Raw genomic sequence first — 19,132 nt, forward strand, 5'->3', positions numbered from 1 at the left:
ATTATTTTTCTTCGCCGCACTGGCACATTCCTTGCAGTGACACAAACCCTTCAAAAACATCTTCAAGTGAAATATCCATAAATCTGGCCCGTTGGTGATTATGTTGAAGGCGCTTTCAAATCAAATTCTTTGTATGACCAAAAAAAGAACGAATTCAATAAAGAATTCGTTCTTTTGAAATATTCCACATTATCCGAAAAAGAGGCTATTGAACAGCCCTTAATTCAATTTCGCCAAAATCTCCCGAATAAATGCAGGTTCATCTTTCGGCGTGCGGGATGTGATGAGGTTTCCGCTGACAATGACTTCTTCGTCGCGATAATCCGCCCCGGCAAGTTTCACATCATCCCGAATGCCGATGTAGCAAGTCGCCGCTTTTCCTTTTAAAATATCCGCGCTGATCATTACTTGCGGACCGTGGCAGATTCCGGCAATCAATTTGCCCTGTTCATTGACTTCTTTTACGAAACGGACCACATCGTCATTGACCCGCAATGCTTCCGGAGAACTTCCGCCCGGAATGATCACGGCATCGAAATCCTCCGCTTTCGCCTCACTTGCGCCTATATCCGCAGTATAAGTGACGGTGCCCTTTTTCCCTTTGCACTCCGCACCTTTTTCCAAGCCGACAATCACCGCTTCGTGGCCCGCTTCTTTTACCGCTTCATATGGATTTTTCATTTCCGAATCCTCGAAATTATTTGCAAGTAAAAATGCAACCTTTGCCATTAGAAAACCTCCTATTAGTAATCTTATAATATTAGTATAATTTATTTTTGTATAAAATTGCAAAATATGAAGTTTCCTATAATTTCATTGAATCGGTTATCTCATCCGTTTCCTTATCCAATAGTTTTTAATTTGCCTATGGGAATGCCACTTTTTAATTACCACGCATAAAGATTTTCCAGCTAGATGAACGTGTGTTTTAAACACCAATGGCATACCCCAAAAATGAATCCGGCCGTCAAGAAAAATGAGTGGAACAGCATCGATTCAGGCGACAATAAATCAAAACTTCCAAATAAAAGGTTCAGAAATAATGTCGGTATAAAAAATACAAGCATGCAGCCAAGAGGATACAGAAGCCCTTTGTATTGATGAAAACATTTATCGATCAAATGGATAACTCCTAAATAAATTGGAAAACAGATTGTTAAAAAGATAATTCCGCCATAAAACAAGATGGCAGCCAAATCCCCGCCTAACGTTTCATTCCACACCCATTTTAAAATAAGCATGTATGAGAAGATTCCGGCAATAAACGATAACACAGGGCTTAAAATATACAATCCGATATTTCTCATCAACGCGCGCCCCCTTTCCAGTTATTGTATATGCTTTTAGAAGAAAGTAGAATACAAAAAACCAAAAATATAGGCGCAGCCACCCCTGCAAAAACATAAAAAATCAAACCCCTTTTGCAAGGGTTTGATCACAAATTCCATTTATATAAGCTTAATTTAATAATCACCGGATTTAATCAGCTGTTATTTTATTTTCCAATAAGTCCGCGTCCTATTATTAACTAAAACCACATAAGTCGGCACTTGAAAAATGATAAGAAATAAGGTGAGCAGATCAATGGAAGAGGCCGCTGCATTTAAAAGTATGAAAAACTTGAATGCCGGTGTAAGCAAGCCAAATTTCCCCAATAATAGCGGGAACAGGACTGAAATGATTAGGTAAGGCGTTACCGTAACCAGAATAAATCTCCGTTTGGTTATTTCCTCTTCTGTTGTGACAAACGCTCCAAATCCATTTATTCCCACATAGGTTTTCTTCGATTGAATAAAGTTTGGTATAAAAATTAAATGAAGCAATTCGTGCAGCACCAATAAAAGAAGCAACCATAAGAATGGACTGATAGGAATCGAAAAACGGATCCGGTCATCATGAATCCCAAACTCACTAAGCGAAATGCCAGAAAAGGTTTTGATAATCCAAAACGAAATGCATACCGCAATCACCATAAAAGGGATGGATAATAAAAATGCTCCAAGAAAAGTTTTTGGTTCTTTTAAAGGATGCCATTGCGCCCGAATCAGCTCTTCGTGTTTAACAGGATCCACATTGGGCAATTTCCTCACGAATTTCATTTCCCTCAACCCGCTTTTATTAACAAATATCAATTTTCCATTGTTTATTTTTATGTTCCAAATAGCCTCTCACTTTTGCTCTTTGTTTGTTTCGTTCCAGATTGTTATACATCTCATCCTGATTTAAAGAACTGCACTCTGTTTTTCCTAGAAAAAAACAGGAGAAGGAAACCGATGAAATAGGCAATGCAGGATGCAGAAAACAAACGGAAGATCCCCGGTGTTCCAAACAAATAAAAACTTATTGGCAAGGACAAAATAAAAGCGATGAACATCAGATACTCTTTTTGGATGAATGAAGAAAAGATTGCCAATAACGCAGGGAGACACAACATCAAAAATGTCGTCATCACCGTATTTCCTTCAACTGGTGTGGATGAATAAGGATTATAAAAAACAAAAATAACCCACAAGCCAATACTGAATAATCCAGCTATTACACCAAAAAGGATGCCGGCAAGCCTCACTTTCAACCCCTCCTCTGTTTTCAAATCCGTCATCGTTATTCCCGCTAAAAAGGAACCTTTCAGTATTTTACTGCAAAATATCCCTTAAATTTCAAGGAGAAGAAAATATTTTCAACCCTTTTCTAAAATCGTACCACTATTAATCATTTTAAAACATCTCTATCTAATAAAAAATTCTGACATTTATTTCAAAACGAACTTTGGGAATTTCCTATTCATAATAGTGATCTGTTTCTCTTAATGGGACTTCAATCTGGCATGATACTTTTCCCTTTGGCGATTATGTTCTTCTCATCGGCGATTTTCTTATCCAGATTGGCGATTAACTGACTTTGGAAAATGTTTTATATTAACAGCCTGAAAATAATCGAGCAGCCGTTTTCCAAACAGTCAATGCTTTTACCTTTTTATCTAAGTATTTTCATGTTATTCAATCTTCCGCCATATAATGATTGTTGTATGCCAAGCAAAGGAGGAAATGTGTGCAGGAAAAAGAAGTGCGTCTTCAAAAGATTCAACACCTTGCCCATGAAATTATGTATGAAATCAATTCTTTGGAAGACCAGAGGCAGTTTGAGGATTTAAGGGTTGTAGTTGACAACCTGTCCCGCGCAATCGGTGAATTTGCGGATCCATACGGCTGTTTTTCTTTGGATTACATTGAAGATAAATTGGAAAAATCTCATTCGATCATAAACCCCCTTTCCCTTGGGCATCAGGGTGTACATATATGCTCACTTCGCCGACACCTTTATAAACCTCCCTTTGAGAAACGGGGGTAATGGATACCCAACCGAAAATTGTTCCATTTTCGTCATAGACATATCGAAGGGATGGATGATATTTTTTATCCCATTCATCCATGGAAGGTACGGTTGTTTCAAATGTCGCTATGCCTGTATCAATTCCTGATTGATAAATTTTCAGCACTTCCGGAATATCCTTCTTTTCCAAAAATCTGATCATTGCACATAACCCCTTTATTTTTGACACATTGATCCTTGCCTGAATAGTTATTTCAATGTTTCCCAATCAACATCAGCCGCTGCTTTTTTCGAACTGGCATTCCCGAATTGCAAAGCTAGACTATTTTCAAACCCTATCCTACTGGTGCCCACATGGTGGAATCCTCTTCAATTACCAATGCATGTAAGGATGTTTCATCTTGGAGTTCTTTTTAACCATATTATCAAATTCCTCTTATTTTCTGTTAAAAAATATGAGCTTCTTTATTGCAAGGGGGGACTTATGTATCATTTTTTTACAAATCAACAATACTTTAATCTTTTTATGAAAACCCTTACATAATAAGCTATACTGAATAAAAAGGGGGTTTGATGTTATGGGCAAATTAACCGGCAAAGTAGCAATCATTACAGGTGGAGCTTCAGGAATTGGCGCAGCAACCGCAAAACTTTTTGTGGAAGAAGGCGCAAAAGTTGTTATTGTTGATGTGAATGAGGAAAAAGGAAAAGCCTTTGAAGAAGAATTAAAAAATCAAGGCGGAGAAGCGCTTTTTGTACAAGCGGACGTAACCAATGAAGAAGATGTTCAAAATGTATTCGCAAAGGCAAAAGCCTCTTTCGGCAAAGTTGATATTCTTTTCAACAACGCCGGTATTGGGGCTGTGAAACCGACAGATGAACTTCCATTCAGTGAATGGCGGAAAACAATTGCCGTTGACTTGGACGGTGTATTTCTGTTTGCACGTGCAGCCATCAAAGAATATTTACAATCCGGCGGCGGTGTCATTGTTAATACCGCTTCGATGTACGGCTTGGTAGGTGCCGCAGGAAGTGCCGCCTACAATGCAGCAAAAGCCGGGGTTGTCAACTTTACCCGTTCCATTGCGTTGGAATATGCTAACCGAAATATCCGGATCAATGCGATATGCCCTGGATTTATAGACACTCCAATTTTAGGGGATACAGATCGGAACGGTTTAATTGAGGCGACACCGATGAAACGCTTGGGTAAACCGGAAGAAATTGCAAAAGCCGTCTTATTTTTAGCAAGCGATGATTCATCCTTCATGACCGGAAGCGCCCTGGTTGTTGATGGTGGCTATACGGCGCAATAAGGCAATTCATTTCTATAAAAAAGGTAGAGGGTCAAATCCCTTCTACCTTTTATTTATTATTTTCATTTTGACAATCTTTTCCGTATAAATGCCGGTTCATCTATCAGAGTATGAGGTGTGATGATATTTTCACTCACAACGACAATAGCCTGCACTTTCAGTAGAGTATGTTGCGGCATTTCCTTTTTGAAATCCTGCACTTCCGAGCTGTTTTGCCACTTTTTTATTGCCGATAATCACTGAATCCCTAAAACGGATGGGCAATACTATTTTATATCTTCCTTCATTTTTACCATATTATACCATACAACTCCGCCATGTTGTGATTTGGATATGCCATGATTTGCAAATCCCAGTTTCTCATAAAAAGGAACCAATTCCAGTTTACATGTCAAAGTAATTCCTTCCCTTTCATTTTCTTTCACCAGTTCTTCCATTTTCCTAATCAGGATTTTGGCGATTCCCTGTTTTCTGGCGCGCTTATCCACGGCTACCCCCAAAATGCTTTGATAGCCACCTTTTTCCGGATTTCTATTGATCCGCTTAAACAGATCGTCTGTAATGTACGGTTGTTGAATCACCGGCCCATTAATATACCCGACAATTTCCCCATTCTTTTCCGCAACAATAAACGTATCGGGAATCATTTGAATCCTTTCTTCAAAAGCTTCTTTCGTTGCGGCCTCTTTCTTCAAAAAAGCTTCATTTTCAATGCGCAACAAATCTTGCAGATCTTCGGAATGTACATTTCTTAAAGTAATCATCTTTTCTATTCCCCCTTTCAATCAATTATTGTTAATAGTTTACCATATTATTCCAAGTGTTTTTCAAGGATATTTCTGCATATTTTTCCATCTTATCTTTTAAAAAATAGCATATCATCTGACCATATAAAATTTTATATTTCTGATTATTTTAATATTGCCACTATGATGTTAATTTGTAGAATATCAGAAATAGAAGGAGGGCCCTCAATGCAGCATATTCAATCCGGAAAAATAACAACCATACGTTTGACAACTTGCGCCATGTTTATGGCTATGATTGTAGCCCTTAGCTCTTTTGGACTCCCTGTTCCTGGAGGACATCTGTATTTCGTTGATATTGCCATTGTTCTTGCAGCCATCCTGCTTAACCCTATTGAAGCCCTTATCGTGGCAGGTTTCGGATCATTTCTCGGGGATTTTCTTTTTTATCCGCCTCCAATGTTCGTTTCACTTGTCACTCATGGACTGCAAGCTTTTGTCATCTCGCTTTTTTCCCACAAGGTGCTGAAAAGCAAACCAATCCTTTCTTCCGGGATTGGTGTAACGATTGGTGTCATCATCATGGTAACAGGTTATACCCTTGGAAAAATTTATGTATATGCCACTTTGGAATACGCCATTTTGAAACTTCCATATGAAATCGCACAAGGAGCAATCGGCGCCATATTAGGGATGATTTTATGCTGGAAATGCGGAATTCATAAACTGTATGACAAAATGATTCTCAGTAATAATTAATTGTGTATGGAAAATGTTCATTCAATATTTCCCATTTTTAATAACCCGTTTTCCACAAAATGAGTTTCATAGTACAGCGATTCCGAATATCTTCTGTTGGGAAATATAAAAAGGGATTTTGCCTATCGATCCAAATTCTGATGATTAGGCAAAATCCCTTTGTTTCTGTGTTTTTCATCTTAATAAATCAAGTGCAAGAAATCTTCCTTCGTCACGCCTCCGAAGTATGTAGGGATTTCGACATCCGCCAATGCTTCTTCAATGTCTTGATAAGCGTAGCGGACCCCAACTAAACGTTGCTCGACTTCTTCTACATCCCCCATGCCAAAGAAATCACCAAAAATCTTGATTTCTTCAATGATGCCTTTGTTCACTTCCAAACGGATATCAACTTCCCCTGATGGAAAGCGTTTCTGCTTTTGCATATTAAAGCGCGGGGATTTTCCATAGTTCCACTCCCATTTTTGGTAGCGTTCTTCCGACAAAGCATAAATTTTTTCCCAATCCTGTTCTGTCAACTCATAATATCGGATATTCTCCTCGCCGCCGAAAATGGATTTCAAAATTTCCATCCGGAACTGTTCAACGGTAATTTTTTTAGGCAGGAAATCGATGATGTTGGCAACACGGGAACGTACGGATTTGATGCCTTTGGACTCAATTTTGTCCTGCTTCACTTTCAACGAATTCGTCACCGCATCCAGATCCAAATTGAACATTAATGTACCGTGGCTGACCAAACGGCCGCGCGTTACATATTGCGCGTTCCCTGACACTTTCCGTCCTTCCACTAAAATGTCATTACGGCCGGAAAGTTCCGCCTTTACCCCCAATTTTGCCAACGCGTCCACCACAGGCTGCGTGAATCTTTTATAGTTGCTGAAGCTGTTTCCGTCGTCTTTTGTGATAAAGCTGAAGTTTAAATTATTTAAATCGTGGTACACCGCTCCACCGCCGGAAAGCCGACGAACGACAATAATGCCATTTTCTTCAACGTAGTCTGTGTTGATTTCTTCAAATGTGTTTTGATTTTTGCCGATAATGATCGACGGTTGATTAATATAGAACAGCAAAAAATCATCCTGCTCAATATCCATGTTTCTTATAAGATATTCTTCAATCGCCAAGTTCACCCTTGGGTCTGTAATGCCTTTATTATCAACAAAATACATCTATGTAGCCTCCTATGCAAATTGTCCATATCTATTTTACACGAAAAATGGCTCATACTGATTTTTTTAGTATGATTGAATTTTTCCTCAACCATTGCAAATTTTGCTAGATAGATTCCGGTTCAACACTTTCTGAAATAAGGTTGGGCATTTCATCTGGTTGGATGAATGTTGGAAAAGAAATGAAGAAAGGCCAAAATCTATGCATTTCTTCTATCTATTATTTCTCCAATAACGGATGAAGATATTGTGCAGAGTATGAAACTTGTCGGATTGCGTCCGGATATAAAACAAAAAGTGAGAAATTATTCACTGGGAATGAAACAAAAATTGGCCCTTGCCCAGGCCATCATGGAAAACCAGCAAATCCTCATTTTGGATGAACCGTTCAATGCATTGGATTATAATAGTGTACAGCAAGTGCGGGCATTATTAAAATCGTTTAAAGAGGAAGGAAGAACCATCCTATTGACAAGCCATCACCACGAAGACATCACGTTGCTATGTGATGAAGTCTATCGGATCAATCATTTTAAATTGGAAAAAGACGATAAGGCATTCAGTTATATAAATTGATCCTCTAATAAAATCTTGTACAGCTGAATTGATGGGCCATCTTATCTCCGTTTCTTCTCTCAGTTTGAATTGAAAAGTTGTCCACACTTTCAATCTAAGGAGAGAACAAAACGGATGATCAAGATGGCTCCATTCATATGTAGACTTACGTGAAAATCCCTGATAGTGTACATCCTTTTTTCACTAAGGCATCATCATATTTAAAACATCATCGCCATACATTAATAAGCAGAATACGGAGAGGAGGATTTTTTGTTTACCCAATATAAATATTGGTACCCTTATGTCAGTCCACACGATCCTTGTCCCCCTATCAAAATCAAAAGCTATTCTACTCCCCCTCAACTTTATATAGCATTCCAACCAATTGGATTACCTCAATTTCCAACCGCGAAAGAAGCATTGATGCACGGTACATTATGGCCTCAGCTTTACAGTCCTTATCCAAATCCACAAAAAAGGAATGAAAAATCGTGAGTAAAACAATGCCCCCGGAGTATTATCGGATGCTGGAGGAAATTCAGGCGATCGATTTTGTCATTGTGGAGTTGAACCTATATTTGGATACTCACCCTAACGATTTTGAAGCCATCAAGCAATTCAATGACTTCACTGAGAAAAGTATGAAATTGAAAATACAATTTGAAAAGAAGTTCGGGCCGCTGATGAATTTTGGCAAAAGTTTTTCGAATTACCCGTTTAATTGGGTGGATACCCCTTGGCCTTGGCAGGTTTAATCACCTATATTCGTTAGGAGGAACAAATGGTGTGGTATTATGAAAAAAAGCTTCAATATCCGGTGAAGGTAAGTACCTGCAATCCAATGCTGGCAAAGTATTTAATTGAACAATATGGAGGCGCTGATGGGGAGTTGGCAGCCGCATTGCGCTATATGAACCAACGCTATACCCTTCCGGATAAAGTGGTCGGCCTATTAACGGATATCGCGACCGAGGAACTTTCCCATCTTGAAATGATTGCCACGATGATTTACAAACTGACAAAAGATGCGACACCGGAACAATTAAAGGCGGCGGGGCTGGCGGATCATTACGTGAATCATGATAAAGCCCTGTTCTACCAAAACGCGTCCGGCGTACCATTTACCGCTTCATATATTCAGGCAAAAGGCGACCCGATCGCCGATTTGTACGAGGACATTGCCGCAGAAGAAAAAGCCCGCGCAACCTACCAGTGGATCATTGATTTGTCTGACGATCCGGATTTAAATGACAGTTTGAAATTTTTAAGGGAAAGAGAAATTGTCCACTCCCTCCGATTCAGAGAGGCCGTCGAAATCCTCAAAGAAGAACGGAATACAAAAAAATTCTTTTAAAAGTAAATGCTATCTAAAACAATCAAGTTGGATTTTCAACTTGATTGTTTTATTTTAATCAATTTGTATATTTTTTCTGGATATATAATAAATCTGCTTTTATCCAATGATGATGTATAAAATTTTGTGTAAAGCATTTTGCTAGACCAAAAGAAAAAAGGTAGGGTATTCTCTGATTGAACCCAAACATTCCAGAGAAAGGAGAACCCTACCTATGTCTAAAAGTATACCGAATGTCGACTGGGCAAATCAACTGGAAAGTGTCATTCGTCAGTTTGTAAAGGAAAAATTAGAACTGATCATGCGGGAAGAAATCAAGAATTTCCTCGAAATAGAACAGGCCGGAACATCAAATATGAGAAACGGCTACTATCAACGAAATCTAGATACGCAATATGGTCGGATTGAAGGTCTTTTGGTCCCTAGAGACCGAAACGGAGAATTTCAAACCCAATTGTTCGCTCCTTACCAACGCCACACCGGCTGGCTGGAGGAAGCCATCATCAGGATGTATCAAAGTGACATGAGTACGCGTGAAATTGGCAAGTTTATTGAACGAATTTTAGGCAATGCCTATTCTCCAGCGACGATCAGCCGTATTACCGATGTCGTGAAAGAAGACATCGAGAAATGGCACACTCGTCCACTGCACAAGCGTTATTCCGTCTTATATTTGGATGGTTTATACGTAAAACTTCGTCACGAAACCGTGGAGAAAGAAGCCGTTTATGTGGTGTTAGGGGTGAACGAAGAAGGATATCGCGAAATTCTTGATTTCTTTGTGGGAGGACAAGAAAGCACCTATGTATGGCAGGAGATTCTTCAACAACTATACAACAGAGGCGTAAAGGAAGTGCTTCTGGGCGTATTTGATGGACTACCGGGGCTGGAGGAAGCCTTTAAGTCGGTGTATCCGAAAGCCGATGTGCAGCGCTGTGTCGTGCACAAAGTCCGCAACACCCTCAGCCGTGTTCGGAAAAAAGACCAATTCGAAGTGGCCGAGGATCTCAAGCTGATTGATCGCGCGCCGAATAAGGAGATGGCGTTACAAATGTTTCAACAGTTTGAGTCGAAATGGTCCAGCAAATATCCAAGAGAAGTTCAATCTTGGGCCAATGAGTTGGATGTCCTCCTTACATTTATGGATGATCCAAGCAGTATTCGAAGTGTGATTTACACGACGAATGTCATCGAACGAACGATCAAAGAGATTCGGAAACGTCTAAAGCCGATGAACAGTTTGAGCAGTTTAGAAGCCGCGGAAAAAGTCGTGTATTTGACCATCCAAGATTTTAATGAGAAATGGGCAGGGCGAAAGTTAAGAGGATTTGCCGAAGCGCAGGAAGCCCTCGAGCGAATGTTTGAAGAACGTTATCATTAACCAAATACTGTAAATAAACAAAATAGGGGGATTCTCCCTTTCCACACAGGAGACTGAATATTCAGTCTCCTGTGTGGAGAAAATCAGTCCCCTATCAATTCAAATCCATTTCAGAGAAACCCTACCCCATTTACATTACACAAAATTCTTGACGGTACCTGACGAAATTTAAAATTTGAAGTGCTCATTTTTTAAAAGTTGTGGAACGATTTCTTGGTTAACTAACGGGGCAGGTTTGTTGAAGATGGAATACTCTAAAAATTATTATCAACAATAGTCATTAACATAGCCTAAATAAAAAAGAAGGACGGTTAAATCATATGAACTCTTGTCCCCATACGACAAACACCTCCACAAATCGAATGGAGTTATACATTCGATTCAGGAGGTGTTTTCTTTTGGATTACTTCATTCTGCTAGGCGTTTTTTTATAAAATGATAAATTATAGGGTCATTACTTTGAAAATACTTATTAAGGCATGATATAAAAAATCAACAAAATTATAATATTGATAGGGAGACTAATTAACAAAAACAATCCTATATAATTTTTAGGACTAGGACCTTTTTTTGTTATAGCAAAATACTCAACACCCAAATTACTGATTGTAATTAATAAAACAAAGATGGCATAAAGCAAAACTTTTTCCTTAAACATGCTTGTGAAAAGGGGAGAAAAGATAATTAGAAAAGTGAGTTGCTGAAAAGTGCCTCGAGAAAAAATATCTACCTTTCCACCCAGAAATGCTTTAAAGTCACTTTTGCTCATATTATCCCCCTTACTATCGTAAGCAACCAGCAGCAGCACTAGCCCCTAACCATACCGCGGCAACACCAGTTCCTATTGCCCAACCAGCTGGACCACTTATTCCAGCAAGAGTCATAAGACCAGTAAACGCAGTAGTATGCGCGAAACCTGCAATGGATGCTGCTCCACAACCGCTGATTTTTTGTATCGATACTATATTATTATTTTGTGTATTTACTTCTTCTAAAATACTTTCTTTTAAGTTTTCACCTTCAGCACTATTTATAACTTTGTTAAATTTTTTAATGACACTAACTACCTCTTTGTATGATGGCGCATTATTTATTAAATTTAGCTGTTCCTTTAACTCTTTCTTATTTGTAATAACAATCTTATTTTTCTTCTCATCGAATTTAGTATATGCAATCACAATATTAGTTATTTCTGAATTAATTTCTGAATGATCCGGAATATCATTGGAAGTTACAGCTTCGGATTTCAGTGGAGCGAGTTGTATTTTGCAATAGAAAAGTGCAGAGAAATGCAATGAAAAATGCAGAGGTTTGCCACCCATTTAATTCCTTTTCGACAATGCGTGGGACAGTCTATAGCTCTCGCCATGAAAAGAGATGATATGGGCGTGATGAATTAGCCTGTCCACTAACGCTGCTGTTAAACGAGAATCTGTAAAGATCCGGTTCCATTGACTAAATTCTAAGTTAGATGTAATAATTACGCTTTTCTGTTCATAAAACTCCGATATAATTTGGAATAATAATTCAGCTCCTTCTTTACTAAATGGTAAGTATCCATCTTATTTCCTCCTTAAGTAGCCCATACAAGAATTGTTTCGGAGTTTCAAACGGTATTTGCTCGTATACATCCGCAACATAAGCTAACCTCAATGACTTACACAATTCTTTAATGTCCTGTTTCAATTGACAGCCTCCTCTCTAGGAGCTAATGAATCGTATTTACTCCAGTCCACTTCATAAGGATTATTATCACTAGGTAGCTTATCCTGTGCAATTAATTCATAGAACTCTTCATTAATCTTCTTCATGTCATGAGAAACTAATAAACTAGCTAGAGCTTCTAATCGTTTTCGTCGAATAATTAAATTATCTACCAACAAAAATTCTTTAATTCTTCCCGGTAAATACTTATTATAGCGCGAATATTCTACAACCCTTGGTTTATGAATCCATGTTTTAATTATTGAAAGCCATGGTAATGCTTTTCGCTTTTTCATATATGGCCGATAGTCATCCAATAATATCTCCCCATTAGGTGAAACAATCTTTAATTGATCCCATGTTAATATCATTTGTAATTGACTATAGTTGCCACCCTTAGGGACATGAACCAACGTCTGATCCACTTTCACTTCATTATATTTGTTTACTTTAACAAGATGCTCTTTAAATACAGGATAGGGCTTTTCCGGTAATGCTAGAAGATAATCCCGTTCTTCCTGCCATAAGTCCTCAATACGTACGTTTTTGGCATAATGAATTCTATTTCTGTCCGCCTCTAATTTATGAAATAATTGATCAGTTAAACCCTCATAGCTGTCCATTATTGGAGCTGAAGTAAAAAAGTTATAGCGTATATATCCAACTTTATTCTCAACATTTCCTTTTTCATGGCCACTTCTTGGATTGCATACCTGCACATCAAAGCCATAATAATGCTGAAATTGAACAAATTCATCAGTTAATTGTGCTTCTTCATTTTTTGTCCTTTTTTTCTTCACAGCGGGGGTCAAATTATCGATTCTTATCCTTTTAGGTACTCCCCCAACCTGTTTAAAAAGAATATTGAGACCATGTAAGAAGCATTCTTGATTTTCAGCTGGTAACGGTACTGCAAATCCAGCATTACTATGAGGAAACGTCATAACTAAAGCATGAATATCCACAATTTCTCCATCTTGTACAGCTTCCATTACTCCAAAGTCTAATTGAACTTCACCCGGAGGATGTTCTAATCTTTCATACCCTTTATCCTTTTCTTCTTGGTGAGTATTCATCCATTCAGAGATAAAGTAACAAACAGTACGATAAGAACCTTGGAAACCCATTTCCTTTAGTTCTTCAAATATTTGTTTCTTTGTTCTTCTTAATTTTTTCCTTAACTTTAAATCCTCAAAAAGCCAATCTGAAACAATTACTCCCCACTTTTCCTCATACATCATCCCTTTCTTTTTAAATGATTTCTGTTTAGGGAGTTGATCTTCATCCGCATACTTCTTAGCTGTTCGCCAATTAATTCCCATTGTTCTTTGTATTTCTGAAATAGATAAACCTTTGTTATTTCTTAAATGTTTGATACAATTAATATCAGACATTGCTAGCATCCTTTCTTACCTCCACTACCAATTGCTTGACACAATTACTGTAGTGGGACTTGGGGTGACTGGCAAGTCTTTTTTTGTTTATGCACAAAAATTTAGTGCAGGACTCTGCATTTTTCCTTTGCAAAGCTCTGCACTTTTATTTTGCCATACACATCGGATTTCTATTAATCTCGGAAGCCATTACAAAAGATGTACTAGTGAAAAAAAGAAAAAAAGTAACAAAAAATACTAGTAAATGATTAATTAATCTCATCTCAAATACCTCCCTTTTTTTACCTAAATGGTATAATATTGGTATATAGAAATCAACAAAAAATTTGAAAATAGGGTGATTAAATGAAAAAAAAATTTTATTTAATTATCATTATATTTTTTATTTTATTTTCTAGTAAGCTTCTTCATAAGGAATATGTATATTTAGGTGAAGAGAATGGGGTTTTAGTTGAAGTAAAAATTAATAATTATTTACTATTTATCACCACATTTCAAACAAGAATTTATAATCAAACCGATGATGAAATTAGGGTGGCTAAGCCTATCACAAAATTATATATTAGTTCTGGAATTAACGTACCGAGCGGAATCCAAAATGATGTAATTAGATATGTGACAGTGAAACCAAATAGTAAAATAAATGGAAAAATCCATTTGAAGCTGATTTATCCGAAAAATAGACATTTTGCAACAAGTGTTAGTTATCAAATAAATAGTGAAGGATATACAATTCATATTGCTGATAAAATAAAATAATCAAGTGATGGAACTTTTCAGACACACCTTTCAAAAAGAAAGATCTTGGAGGAAGTGAAACATAAGAAAAGCATCTACCCGATTACAATGTAGATGCCTATTTTTTATTACGTCAAATAAAAATATTAATTACTATTCTTAATAAACGTTGCTACTATAATCTAATAATAGAATAATGCCATTTGCACATCCGAAAATTGGATCTACGTCAAGTTTTTGGACACAAAAAGATTAAGTTTTTTTGCACAACAACCATTCATGGATTGTTCCACATCCCAAGTAGATTGTCAAAGTGAAAAGAGCCTTTGACAATCTACTTGGGACGTGGAGAAATAAACCCATGGCTGTTGTGCCAAAAAAATGTGAAGGGGGGAAGTGTTCTGTACCCCATGTTTTACGCTGCTATTCGGCACATTTTTTCGTATTCATCCGGTGTCAAATAACCAATGCTTCCATGAATTCGTTTTCGATTATACCAACCTTCGATGAATTGAAATAACGCAATTCTCGCTGTCTCAAAGCTTTCGTATTTGGTTAGATACACTTCTTCTTTTTTCAATATGGCATGAAAAGATTCAATACAAGCGTTGTCATATGGACATCCTTTTCGACTAAATGACGGAACCATTTCATGTTTTTTAGTAGTTTTTGAAAGGCTTCACTTGTATATTGTGTTCCTAAATCTGTATGCACGATAAGACCAGGATCGGGCTTTTGATCTTGAATCGCATTCTGAAGTGCTTCCAGCACAATTTCTGATGTCATGGTACGAGAGAATTTATATCCGACCACTTTTTTTGTATGTAAATCAAGAACGGACGCTAGATAACACCAACCATCACGAAGCATATGGACATATGTAATATCAGCTACCCATTTTTCGTTGATTGTTGTTGTAGTGAAATCTTGATTTAATACATTTTCTCGTTCTTCTACGGGCTTTTGTGTTGGTGTTGGGCGGAATTTTTTTACAATACATGATTGGATGCCTGCTTGTTTCATCAAACGTTGAACTCGATTGATACTGCCTGTATAGCCTTCTTTTTTTAGTATTTCAAAGATTTTAGGGGCCCCATAACGACCCTTACTTTCTTTATGGATTGCTCGAATTCGTTCAAGCAGTTGTTCGTTGGCGACATGATAGCTATTCGGCTTCTTGTGAAACGATTGATAATACGTACTTTTAGGCATCTTTAAAACACGACACATCATTTGGATTGGATGATGTTCGCTTTCTTTTGTAATCAAGTCAATCAGTTCTTGCTCATCTATTTTCTCGCGAATATGGTCATAGCCTTTTTTAAGATTTCGATCTCCTGTTTTAATCGAAGATTTTCCTTTTGAATGGCTTCTATATCAGCCAAAGTTAATTCCTGTTCACATTCAATTGGAGAGAGTTGCTTAATCCATTTATAAATCGTTACTTCTGAAACACCATATTCGCTAGAGAGTTGACTGACTGGAGTGCCTGAGCGATAAAGCTCAACTACTGTTTGTTTAAATTCTTGATTATACCGTTTTTGACTCATGATTCGGACACAACCTTTCGTTAGTTTAATATTAATGACTTAACCAAGTTGTGTCCATAAATCTATACTACATCTACTTGTACCGCCCACACAATAAAAGAGGATTTTTTAAAAGAAACAATTCTAAATGACATAAAATCCTTAATTCATCAAATTGACAAAGAGCAATATATAAAGAAGATGGAGAGAAAATCGAAAAGTACAAAATCGGATTCTCAAAAGAAAATCAATAAGATTAACAAACAGATGGATGTTTTAAAAAATCGAAAAAGGAAATTCATCAACCTGTTAGCTGACGGAATCATTACCAATGAAGAATATCAAGAGAGTATTGAAGCAACGAACAAGGATTTAACTGAATTAATGGAACAGAAAAATGAACTTCTTTCATTGATGGAAAGCGAGGATGTAATCGAAACAATTGAAAAGCTCAAAAAGGAATTACTTCAATTCCTAAATTTCGATGAATTAACCGAGGATATTCTCCATCGACTGATTAATCGAATCGAGGTAAAAGAGGACGGTACACCAATAATTCATTACCGGTTTACCACACCAAAAATTGAATAGAGGCAAGAGAGAAACCTTATCTTGCCTCATTTTTTTCATTTTAAAACTATCTGCGAAACGCACTCAACGTGTGTTGACTATACAGTAAGAACAATTATTCAGAAGTGGATAGTGTTTGCTGTTTTCTTAATACCCGTGTTCAAGATGTTATTTCTTTAGAACTATATCCTGAAACAAGCAATTCTGGTGCTACTGCCGCATCATTCCGATTCGCTGTGGTCAACACAGGAGATAAAATGATTCCCTCGGCAGTGGTGGAGAGATGGAGCTTATATCCTTTAAACCAGTGGTATCGGGTGGCCGCTCCTCATTTTGCTTGCGAATCGTAAAAACTACTTCGAAGTTCCGTGCTGTCGGATCCACACAATTTGGGGATACCGTACTTCTAAATCTTTGAGCAGCTGTGCGCGAAAAACAGGAAATCCCTGTTCTCAACCACTTCGCCGCGCGGAAAAACGAGGAGGGACTTCCCGAAGCCCGCAAGCTCGCTGAAAATAGCGAAAACACCGGAGGATGGGCCTAACATAAAAGAAGTACACTTCATATCCAACACCTAATAATTTACATATAACCAAATAAAAACCTTAGTTCCCTATATGTGTAGTGGAACTAAGGTTTTCAGGCTTTCTTCTATAATCTATCATGTACCTTAATTATTTAAATTTAACGCACGATATAAGAACACTGCAAATTCAGCTCGTGTCGTTTTAGAACGTGGATCAAACATTCCACCTTTTCTACCAGTTGTTACCCCATTTTGATAAAGGATTTTTATATTTTCTTGATGAGCAGGCGAAGCGGATTTTAAATCAGATAATTTTACTTGAACATGGTTTTGAGCTTTTAAAGAAAACGCACGAACTAAAATAGTCGCCATTTGTTCACGGGTTAATACATCATTAACACCAAATGTTCCATCTGCTTTTCCCTTAAAAATGCCTTTTGCTTTTGTTGCAGCAATTTCTTTAGCATATGGATGATTTTCATTCACATCTTTAAAAGCGTTTAAATCAGTTGGAATCTCAAGATTTAATGCACGCTGCAACATAACAGCTGCCTCAGCGCGTGTAATCGCTTTGTTTGGATAGTAGTTTCCTTTATCATCTAGAGAAATGACATTTTGACTGATTAAATGTTGAATTTCATTATAAGCAAATTGACCCTCTTTCATATCGGCAGGAGTTTGTCCTGTTTTTGGTTTATTCACTTTTTTATTTTCTAAAATGTCAAAAATAATTTTCGCATGATCAGTGTTGTCAATTTTACCAGCAAAACGTTCAATTTGCGGTCCGTATCCATAAACCGCTACATCTTCTCCAGTATGACCGCCTGTTGTCCAACCAGTAACAGAACGGGTATTAAAAATTGCTTCAATCGCATCATCAATTGTTCTAAGGTCTTTCGTTTGCGCAGCGTCTTCTACGGATTTAATTTCTTCTTCCGTTAAATCAAGAGCAATATATTTCTTTAATGTTTCTCTCACATTTGCACCATTGACGATTTTTTCTGCCATAAAATCAGGTGTTCTTTTCGCTGCTTTGATTGGCTCTGGGAACCAGTTATAAATACCATTAGCTCCTAATGAGAATCCCCCTGTAGAATGGTCTGCTGTTAATACGACTAAGGTTTCACCGTCTTTTTTCGCAAAATCAAGAGCTACTTTAAAAGCTTGTTCGAAATCTTCCATTTCAGACATTGCCGCTACAATGTCATTATCATGTCCAGCCCAGTCAATTTGGCTTCCTTCAACCATTAAGAAGAAACCATTTTCGTTTTTACTTAAACGTTCAATCGCTTCTCTTGTCATTTCTTCTAGATCCGGAGTTTCTTCAGTACGGTCAATGCGTTTAGGAAGACCGCCTTCAGCGAACAATCCTAAAATACGTTCGTTATTGTCTTTTAACAATTCATCTTCATTTGTCACAAAACTGTATCCATCTTTTTTAAATTCTTCGACTAAACTCCGATCTTCACGAATGAAGTTCTTAAGTCCTCCGCCTAACATGACATCAATCTTATGTTGGCCATTGATTAATTCGTCATAGTAGTCATCCGCAATCGCATTCATGTTCTTTCGGTTCACATCATGGGCACCGTAAGCAGCCGGTGTTGCGTGCGTAATTTCTGATGTCGCTACAAGACCTGTCGACATTCCTTTTTCCTTTGCTGCTTCCAATACCGTTTTTACTTCCGTCTTATCATTATCAACCGCGATAGCCGCATTATACGTTTTAATACCGGCTGACATCGCTGTTGCTGCAGAAGCAGAGTCCGTGATATTTTGATGTTCATCTTCTGGATTTGTAGATTGCATACCAATTAAGTAGTCATCAAATGTTGTATTTTCGACAACAAATGTATCAGGGTTATCTTTCATATAACGATGTGCTGTTAGGTAAGAAACCCCCATTCCGTCCCCTATCATAAAGATGATATTTTTAACTTGCTTCGGTTTTGTCTCAGCTTTGACAACATCATGATTCGTTACTAAGCTGCTGACTCCTAAACTAGAAGCTAACGTGAACGCCGTTAATCCTCTAAAAAACTTCTTCTTGTCCAA

The 19,132-nt window shown here is 37.5% G+C and carries 19 protein-coding genes and 5 pseudogenes; 9 read left to right on the top strand and 15 right to left on the bottom strand.

Going from position 1 to position 19,132, the window contains the following annotated elements:
* Positions 1 to 219: 219 nt before the first annotated feature.
* From NST62_RS11700 to NST62_RS11720, 5 genes are all read right to left on the bottom strand, one after another.
* On the bottom strand, positions 220 to 729 hold the full coding sequence (locus tag NST62_RS11700; protein WP_141601928.1) for a type 1 glutamine amidotransferase domain-containing protein: 510 nt from the start codon (positions 727 to 729) through the stop codon (positions 220 to 222).
* A gap of 182 nt (positions 730 to 911) precedes the next feature.
* Positions 912 to 1,307 carry a hypothetical protein gene (locus NST62_RS11705; protein ID WP_141601929.1) on the bottom strand — a complete coding sequence of 132 codons (396 nt, stop codon included), beginning with the start codon at positions 1,305 to 1,307 and terminating at the stop codon, positions 912 to 914.
* A gap of 183 nt (positions 1,308 to 1,490) precedes the next feature.
* Positions 1,491 to 2,099: a DUF3267 domain-containing protein gene (locus NST62_RS11710; RefSeq protein WP_342462918.1), complete on the bottom strand. Its 609-nt coding sequence runs from the start codon at positions 2,097 to 2,099 to the stop codon at positions 1,491 to 1,493.
* A gap of 113 nt (positions 2,100 to 2,212) precedes the next feature.
* Complete coding sequence (locus NST62_RS11715) at positions 2,213 to 2,599, bottom strand: hypothetical protein (RefSeq protein ID WP_342462919.1); 387 nt, start codon at positions 2,597 to 2,599, stop codon at positions 2,213 to 2,215.
* Positions 2,600 to 3,256: 657 nt separating this feature from the next.
* Positions 3,257 to 3,532: a GNAT family N-acetyltransferase gene (locus tag NST62_RS11720; RefSeq protein ID WP_246045835.1), complete on the bottom strand. Its 276-nt coding sequence runs from the start codon at positions 3,530 to 3,532 to the stop codon at positions 3,257 to 3,259.
* Positions 3,533 to 3,908: 376 nt separating this feature from the next.
* On the opposite strand from NST62_RS11720, the gene NST62_RS11725 reads away from it, so the two are divergent.
* Complete coding sequence (locus NST62_RS11725) at positions 3,909 to 4,646, top strand: SDR family NAD(P)-dependent oxidoreductase (protein ID WP_141601932.1); 738 nt, start codon at positions 3,909 to 3,911, stop codon at positions 4,644 to 4,646.
* Positions 4,647 to 4,912: 266 nt separating this feature from the next.
* Here NST62_RS11725 and NST62_RS11730 read toward each other — a convergent pair whose 3' ends face one another.
* Positions 4,913 to 5,410, bottom strand: a complete 498-nt coding sequence (locus tag NST62_RS11730; protein WP_342462920.1) for a GNAT family N-acetyltransferase — start codon at positions 5,408 to 5,410, stop codon at positions 4,913 to 4,915.
* Between the two features lie 210 nt (positions 5,411 to 5,620).
* On the opposite strand from NST62_RS11730, the gene NST62_RS11735 reads away from it, so the two are divergent.
* Positions 5,621 to 6,151 carry an ECF transporter S component gene (locus NST62_RS11735; RefSeq protein ID WP_342462921.1) on the top strand — a complete coding sequence of 177 codons (531 nt, stop codon included), beginning with the start codon at positions 5,621 to 5,623 and terminating at the stop codon, positions 6,149 to 6,151.
* A gap of 179 nt (positions 6,152 to 6,330) precedes the next feature.
* On the opposite strand, the gene NST62_RS11740 is transcribed toward NST62_RS11735, so the two are convergent.
* A complete protein-coding gene (locus NST62_RS11740) occupies positions 6,331 to 7,323 on the bottom strand; it encodes a lipoate--protein ligase (RefSeq protein ID WP_342462922.1) in 993 nt (330 codons plus the stop codon).
* 219 nt (positions 7,324 to 7,542) lie between these two features.
* Here NST62_RS11740 and NST62_RS11745 point away from each other — a divergent pair.
* The 5 genes and pseudogenes from NST62_RS11745 to NST62_RS11765 all read left to right on the top strand — a co-directional run.
* Positions 7,543 to 7,899, top strand: a pseudogene (locus NST62_RS11745) (ATP-binding cassette domain-containing protein); the annotation flags it as partial.
* 252 nt (positions 7,900 to 8,151) lie between these two features.
* The gene (locus NST62_RS11750; RefSeq protein WP_141601935.1) at positions 8,152 to 8,376 is read left to right on the top strand and encodes a spore coat associated protein CotJA; all 225 of its coding nucleotides are present in this window, start codon (positions 8,152 to 8,154) and stop codon (positions 8,374 to 8,376) included.
* On the top strand, positions 8,373 to 8,636 hold the full coding sequence (locus NST62_RS11755) for a spore coat protein CotJB (protein WP_141601936.1): 264 nt from the start codon (positions 8,373 to 8,375) through the stop codon (positions 8,634 to 8,636). The genes NST62_RS11750 and NST62_RS11755 overlap by 4 nt, the downstream gene beginning before the upstream one ends.
* Positions 8,637 to 8,665: 29 nt before the next feature.
* Complete coding sequence (locus NST62_RS11760; protein WP_141601949.1) at positions 8,666 to 9,235, top strand: manganese catalase family protein; 570 nt, start codon at positions 8,666 to 8,668, stop codon at positions 9,233 to 9,235.
* Between the two features lie 214 nt (positions 9,236 to 9,449).
* Positions 9,450 to 10,616: an IS256 family transposase gene (locus tag NST62_RS11765; RefSeq protein WP_342462923.1), complete on the top strand. Its 1,167-nt coding sequence runs from the start codon at positions 9,450 to 9,452 to the stop codon at positions 10,614 to 10,616.
* Between the two features lie 472 nt (positions 10,617 to 11,088).
* Here the strand turns inward: NST62_RS11765 and NST62_RS11770 are convergent, their stop codons facing one another.
* The 4 genes and pseudogenes from NST62_RS11770 to istA form a co-directional block, all read right to left on the bottom strand.
* The gene (locus NST62_RS11770; protein ID WP_100664556.1) at positions 11,089 to 11,385 is read right to left on the bottom strand and encodes a hypothetical protein; all 297 of its coding nucleotides are present in this window, start codon (positions 11,383 to 11,385) and stop codon (positions 11,089 to 11,091) included.
* Between the two features lie 13 nt (positions 11,386 to 11,398).
* On the bottom strand, positions 11,399 to 11,938 hold the full coding sequence (locus NST62_RS11775; protein WP_181733212.1) for a hypothetical protein: 540 nt from the start codon (positions 11,936 to 11,938) through the stop codon (positions 11,399 to 11,401).
* A pseudogene (locus NST62_RS11780) lies at positions 11,939 to 12,175 on the bottom strand (ATP-binding protein); the annotation flags it as partial.
* Positions 12,176 to 12,298: 123 nt separating this feature from the next.
* A complete protein-coding gene (gene istA / locus NST62_RS11785) occupies positions 12,299 to 13,723 on the bottom strand; it encodes an IS21 family transposase (protein ID WP_342462924.1) in 1,425 nt (474 codons plus the stop codon).
* 336 nt (positions 13,724 to 14,059) lie between these two features.
* On the opposite strand from istA, the gene NST62_RS11790 reads away from it, so the two are divergent.
* Positions 14,060 to 14,473, top strand: a complete 414-nt coding sequence (locus tag NST62_RS11790; RefSeq protein WP_096549690.1) for a hypothetical protein — start codon at positions 14,060 to 14,062, stop codon at positions 14,471 to 14,473.
* 394 nt (positions 14,474 to 14,867) lie between these two features.
* On the opposite strand, the pseudogene NST62_RS11795 reads toward NST62_RS11790, so the two are convergent.
* Positions 14,868 to 16,002, bottom strand: a pseudogene (locus NST62_RS11795) (IS3 family transposase).
* A 246-nt stretch (positions 16,003 to 16,248) separates the two neighbouring features.
* Between NST62_RS11795 and NST62_RS11800 the strand changes: the two are divergent.
* Positions 16,249 to 16,572: a hypothetical protein gene (locus tag NST62_RS11800; RefSeq protein ID WP_126434377.1), complete on the top strand. Its 324-nt coding sequence runs from the start codon at positions 16,249 to 16,251 to the stop codon at positions 16,570 to 16,572.
* Between the two features lie 169 nt (positions 16,573 to 16,741).
* On the opposite strand, the pseudogene NST62_RS11805 reads toward NST62_RS11800, so the two are convergent.
* The 3 genes and pseudogenes from NST62_RS11805 to NST62_RS11815 all read right to left on the bottom strand — a co-directional run.
* A pseudogene (locus NST62_RS11805) lies at positions 16,742 to 17,096 on the bottom strand (transposase); the annotation flags it as partial.
* 125 nt (positions 17,097 to 17,221) lie between these two features.
* Entirely contained in the window at positions 17,222 to 17,743 is a 522-nt protein-coding gene (locus tag NST62_RS11810; RefSeq protein WP_244151156.1) for an S-layer homology domain-containing protein, read from the bottom strand.
* 48 nt (positions 17,744 to 17,791) lie between these two features.
* Positions 17,792 to 19,132, bottom strand: a pseudogene (locus NST62_RS11815) (alkaline phosphatase); the annotation flags it as partial.

It is taken from the genome of Ureibacillus sp. FSL K6-8385 (assembly GCF_038593155.1).
GTDB classification, from domain to species: Bacteria; Bacillota; Bacilli; order Bacillales_A; family Planococcaceae; genus Ureibacillus; species Ureibacillus terrenus.

Coding starts and splice junctions, on each gene's coding strand:
- NST62_RS11810 (WP_244151156.1), bottom strand. CDS start 17,743: ATGAAAGAGGGTCAATTTGCTTATAATGAAATTCAACATTTAATCAGT.
- istA (WP_342462924.1), bottom strand. CDS start 13,723: ATGCTAGCAATGTCTGATATTAATTGTATCAAACATTTAAGAAATAAC.
- NST62_RS11730 (WP_342462920.1), bottom strand. CDS start 5,410: ATGATTACTTTAAGAAATGTACATTCCGAAGATCTGCAAGATTTGTTG.
- NST62_RS11775 (WP_181733212.1), bottom strand. CDS start 11,938: ATGGGTGGCAAACCTCTGCATTTTTCATTGCATTTCTCTGCACTTTTC.
- NST62_RS11700 (WP_141601928.1), bottom strand. CDS start 729: ATGGCAAAGGTTGCATTTTTACTTGCAAATAATTTCGAGGATTCGGAA.
- NST62_RS11740 (WP_342462922.1), bottom strand. CDS start 7,323: ATGTATTTTGTTGATAATAAAGGCATTACAGACCCAAGGGTGAACTTG.
- NST62_RS11770 (WP_100664556.1), bottom strand. CDS start 11,385: ATGAGCAAAAGTGACTTTAAAGCATTTCTGGGTGGAAAGGTAGATATT.
- NST62_RS11735 (WP_342462921.1), top strand. CDS start 5,621: ATGCAGCATATTCAATCCGGAAAAATAACAACCATACGTTTGACAACT.
- NST62_RS11765 (WP_342462923.1), top strand. CDS start 9,450: ATGTCTAAAAGTATACCGAATGTCGACTGGGCAAATCAACTGGAAAGT.
- NST62_RS11710 (WP_342462918.1), bottom strand. CDS start 2,099: ATGAAATTCGTGAGGAAATTGCCCAATGTGGATCCTGTTAAACACGAA.
- NST62_RS11720 (WP_246045835.1), bottom strand. CDS start 3,532: ATGATCAGATTTTTGGAAAAGAAGGATATTCCGGAAGTGCTGAAAATT.
- NST62_RS11790 (WP_096549690.1), top strand. CDS start 14,060: ATGAAAAAAAAATTTTATTTAATTATCATTATATTTTTTATTTTATTT.
- NST62_RS11725 (WP_141601932.1), top strand. CDS start 3,909: ATGGGCAAATTAACCGGCAAAGTAGCAATCATTACAGGTGGAGCTTCA.
- NST62_RS11715 (WP_342462919.1), bottom strand. CDS start 2,599: ATGACGGATTTGAAAACAGAGGAGGGGTTGAAAGTGAGGCTTGCCGGC.
- NST62_RS11800 (WP_126434377.1), top strand. CDS start 16,249: ATGGATGTTTTAAAAAATCGAAAAAGGAAATTCATCAACCTGTTAGCT.
- NST62_RS11705 (WP_141601929.1), bottom strand. CDS start 1,307: ATGAGAAATATCGGATTGTATATTTTAAGCCCTGTGTTATCGTTTATT.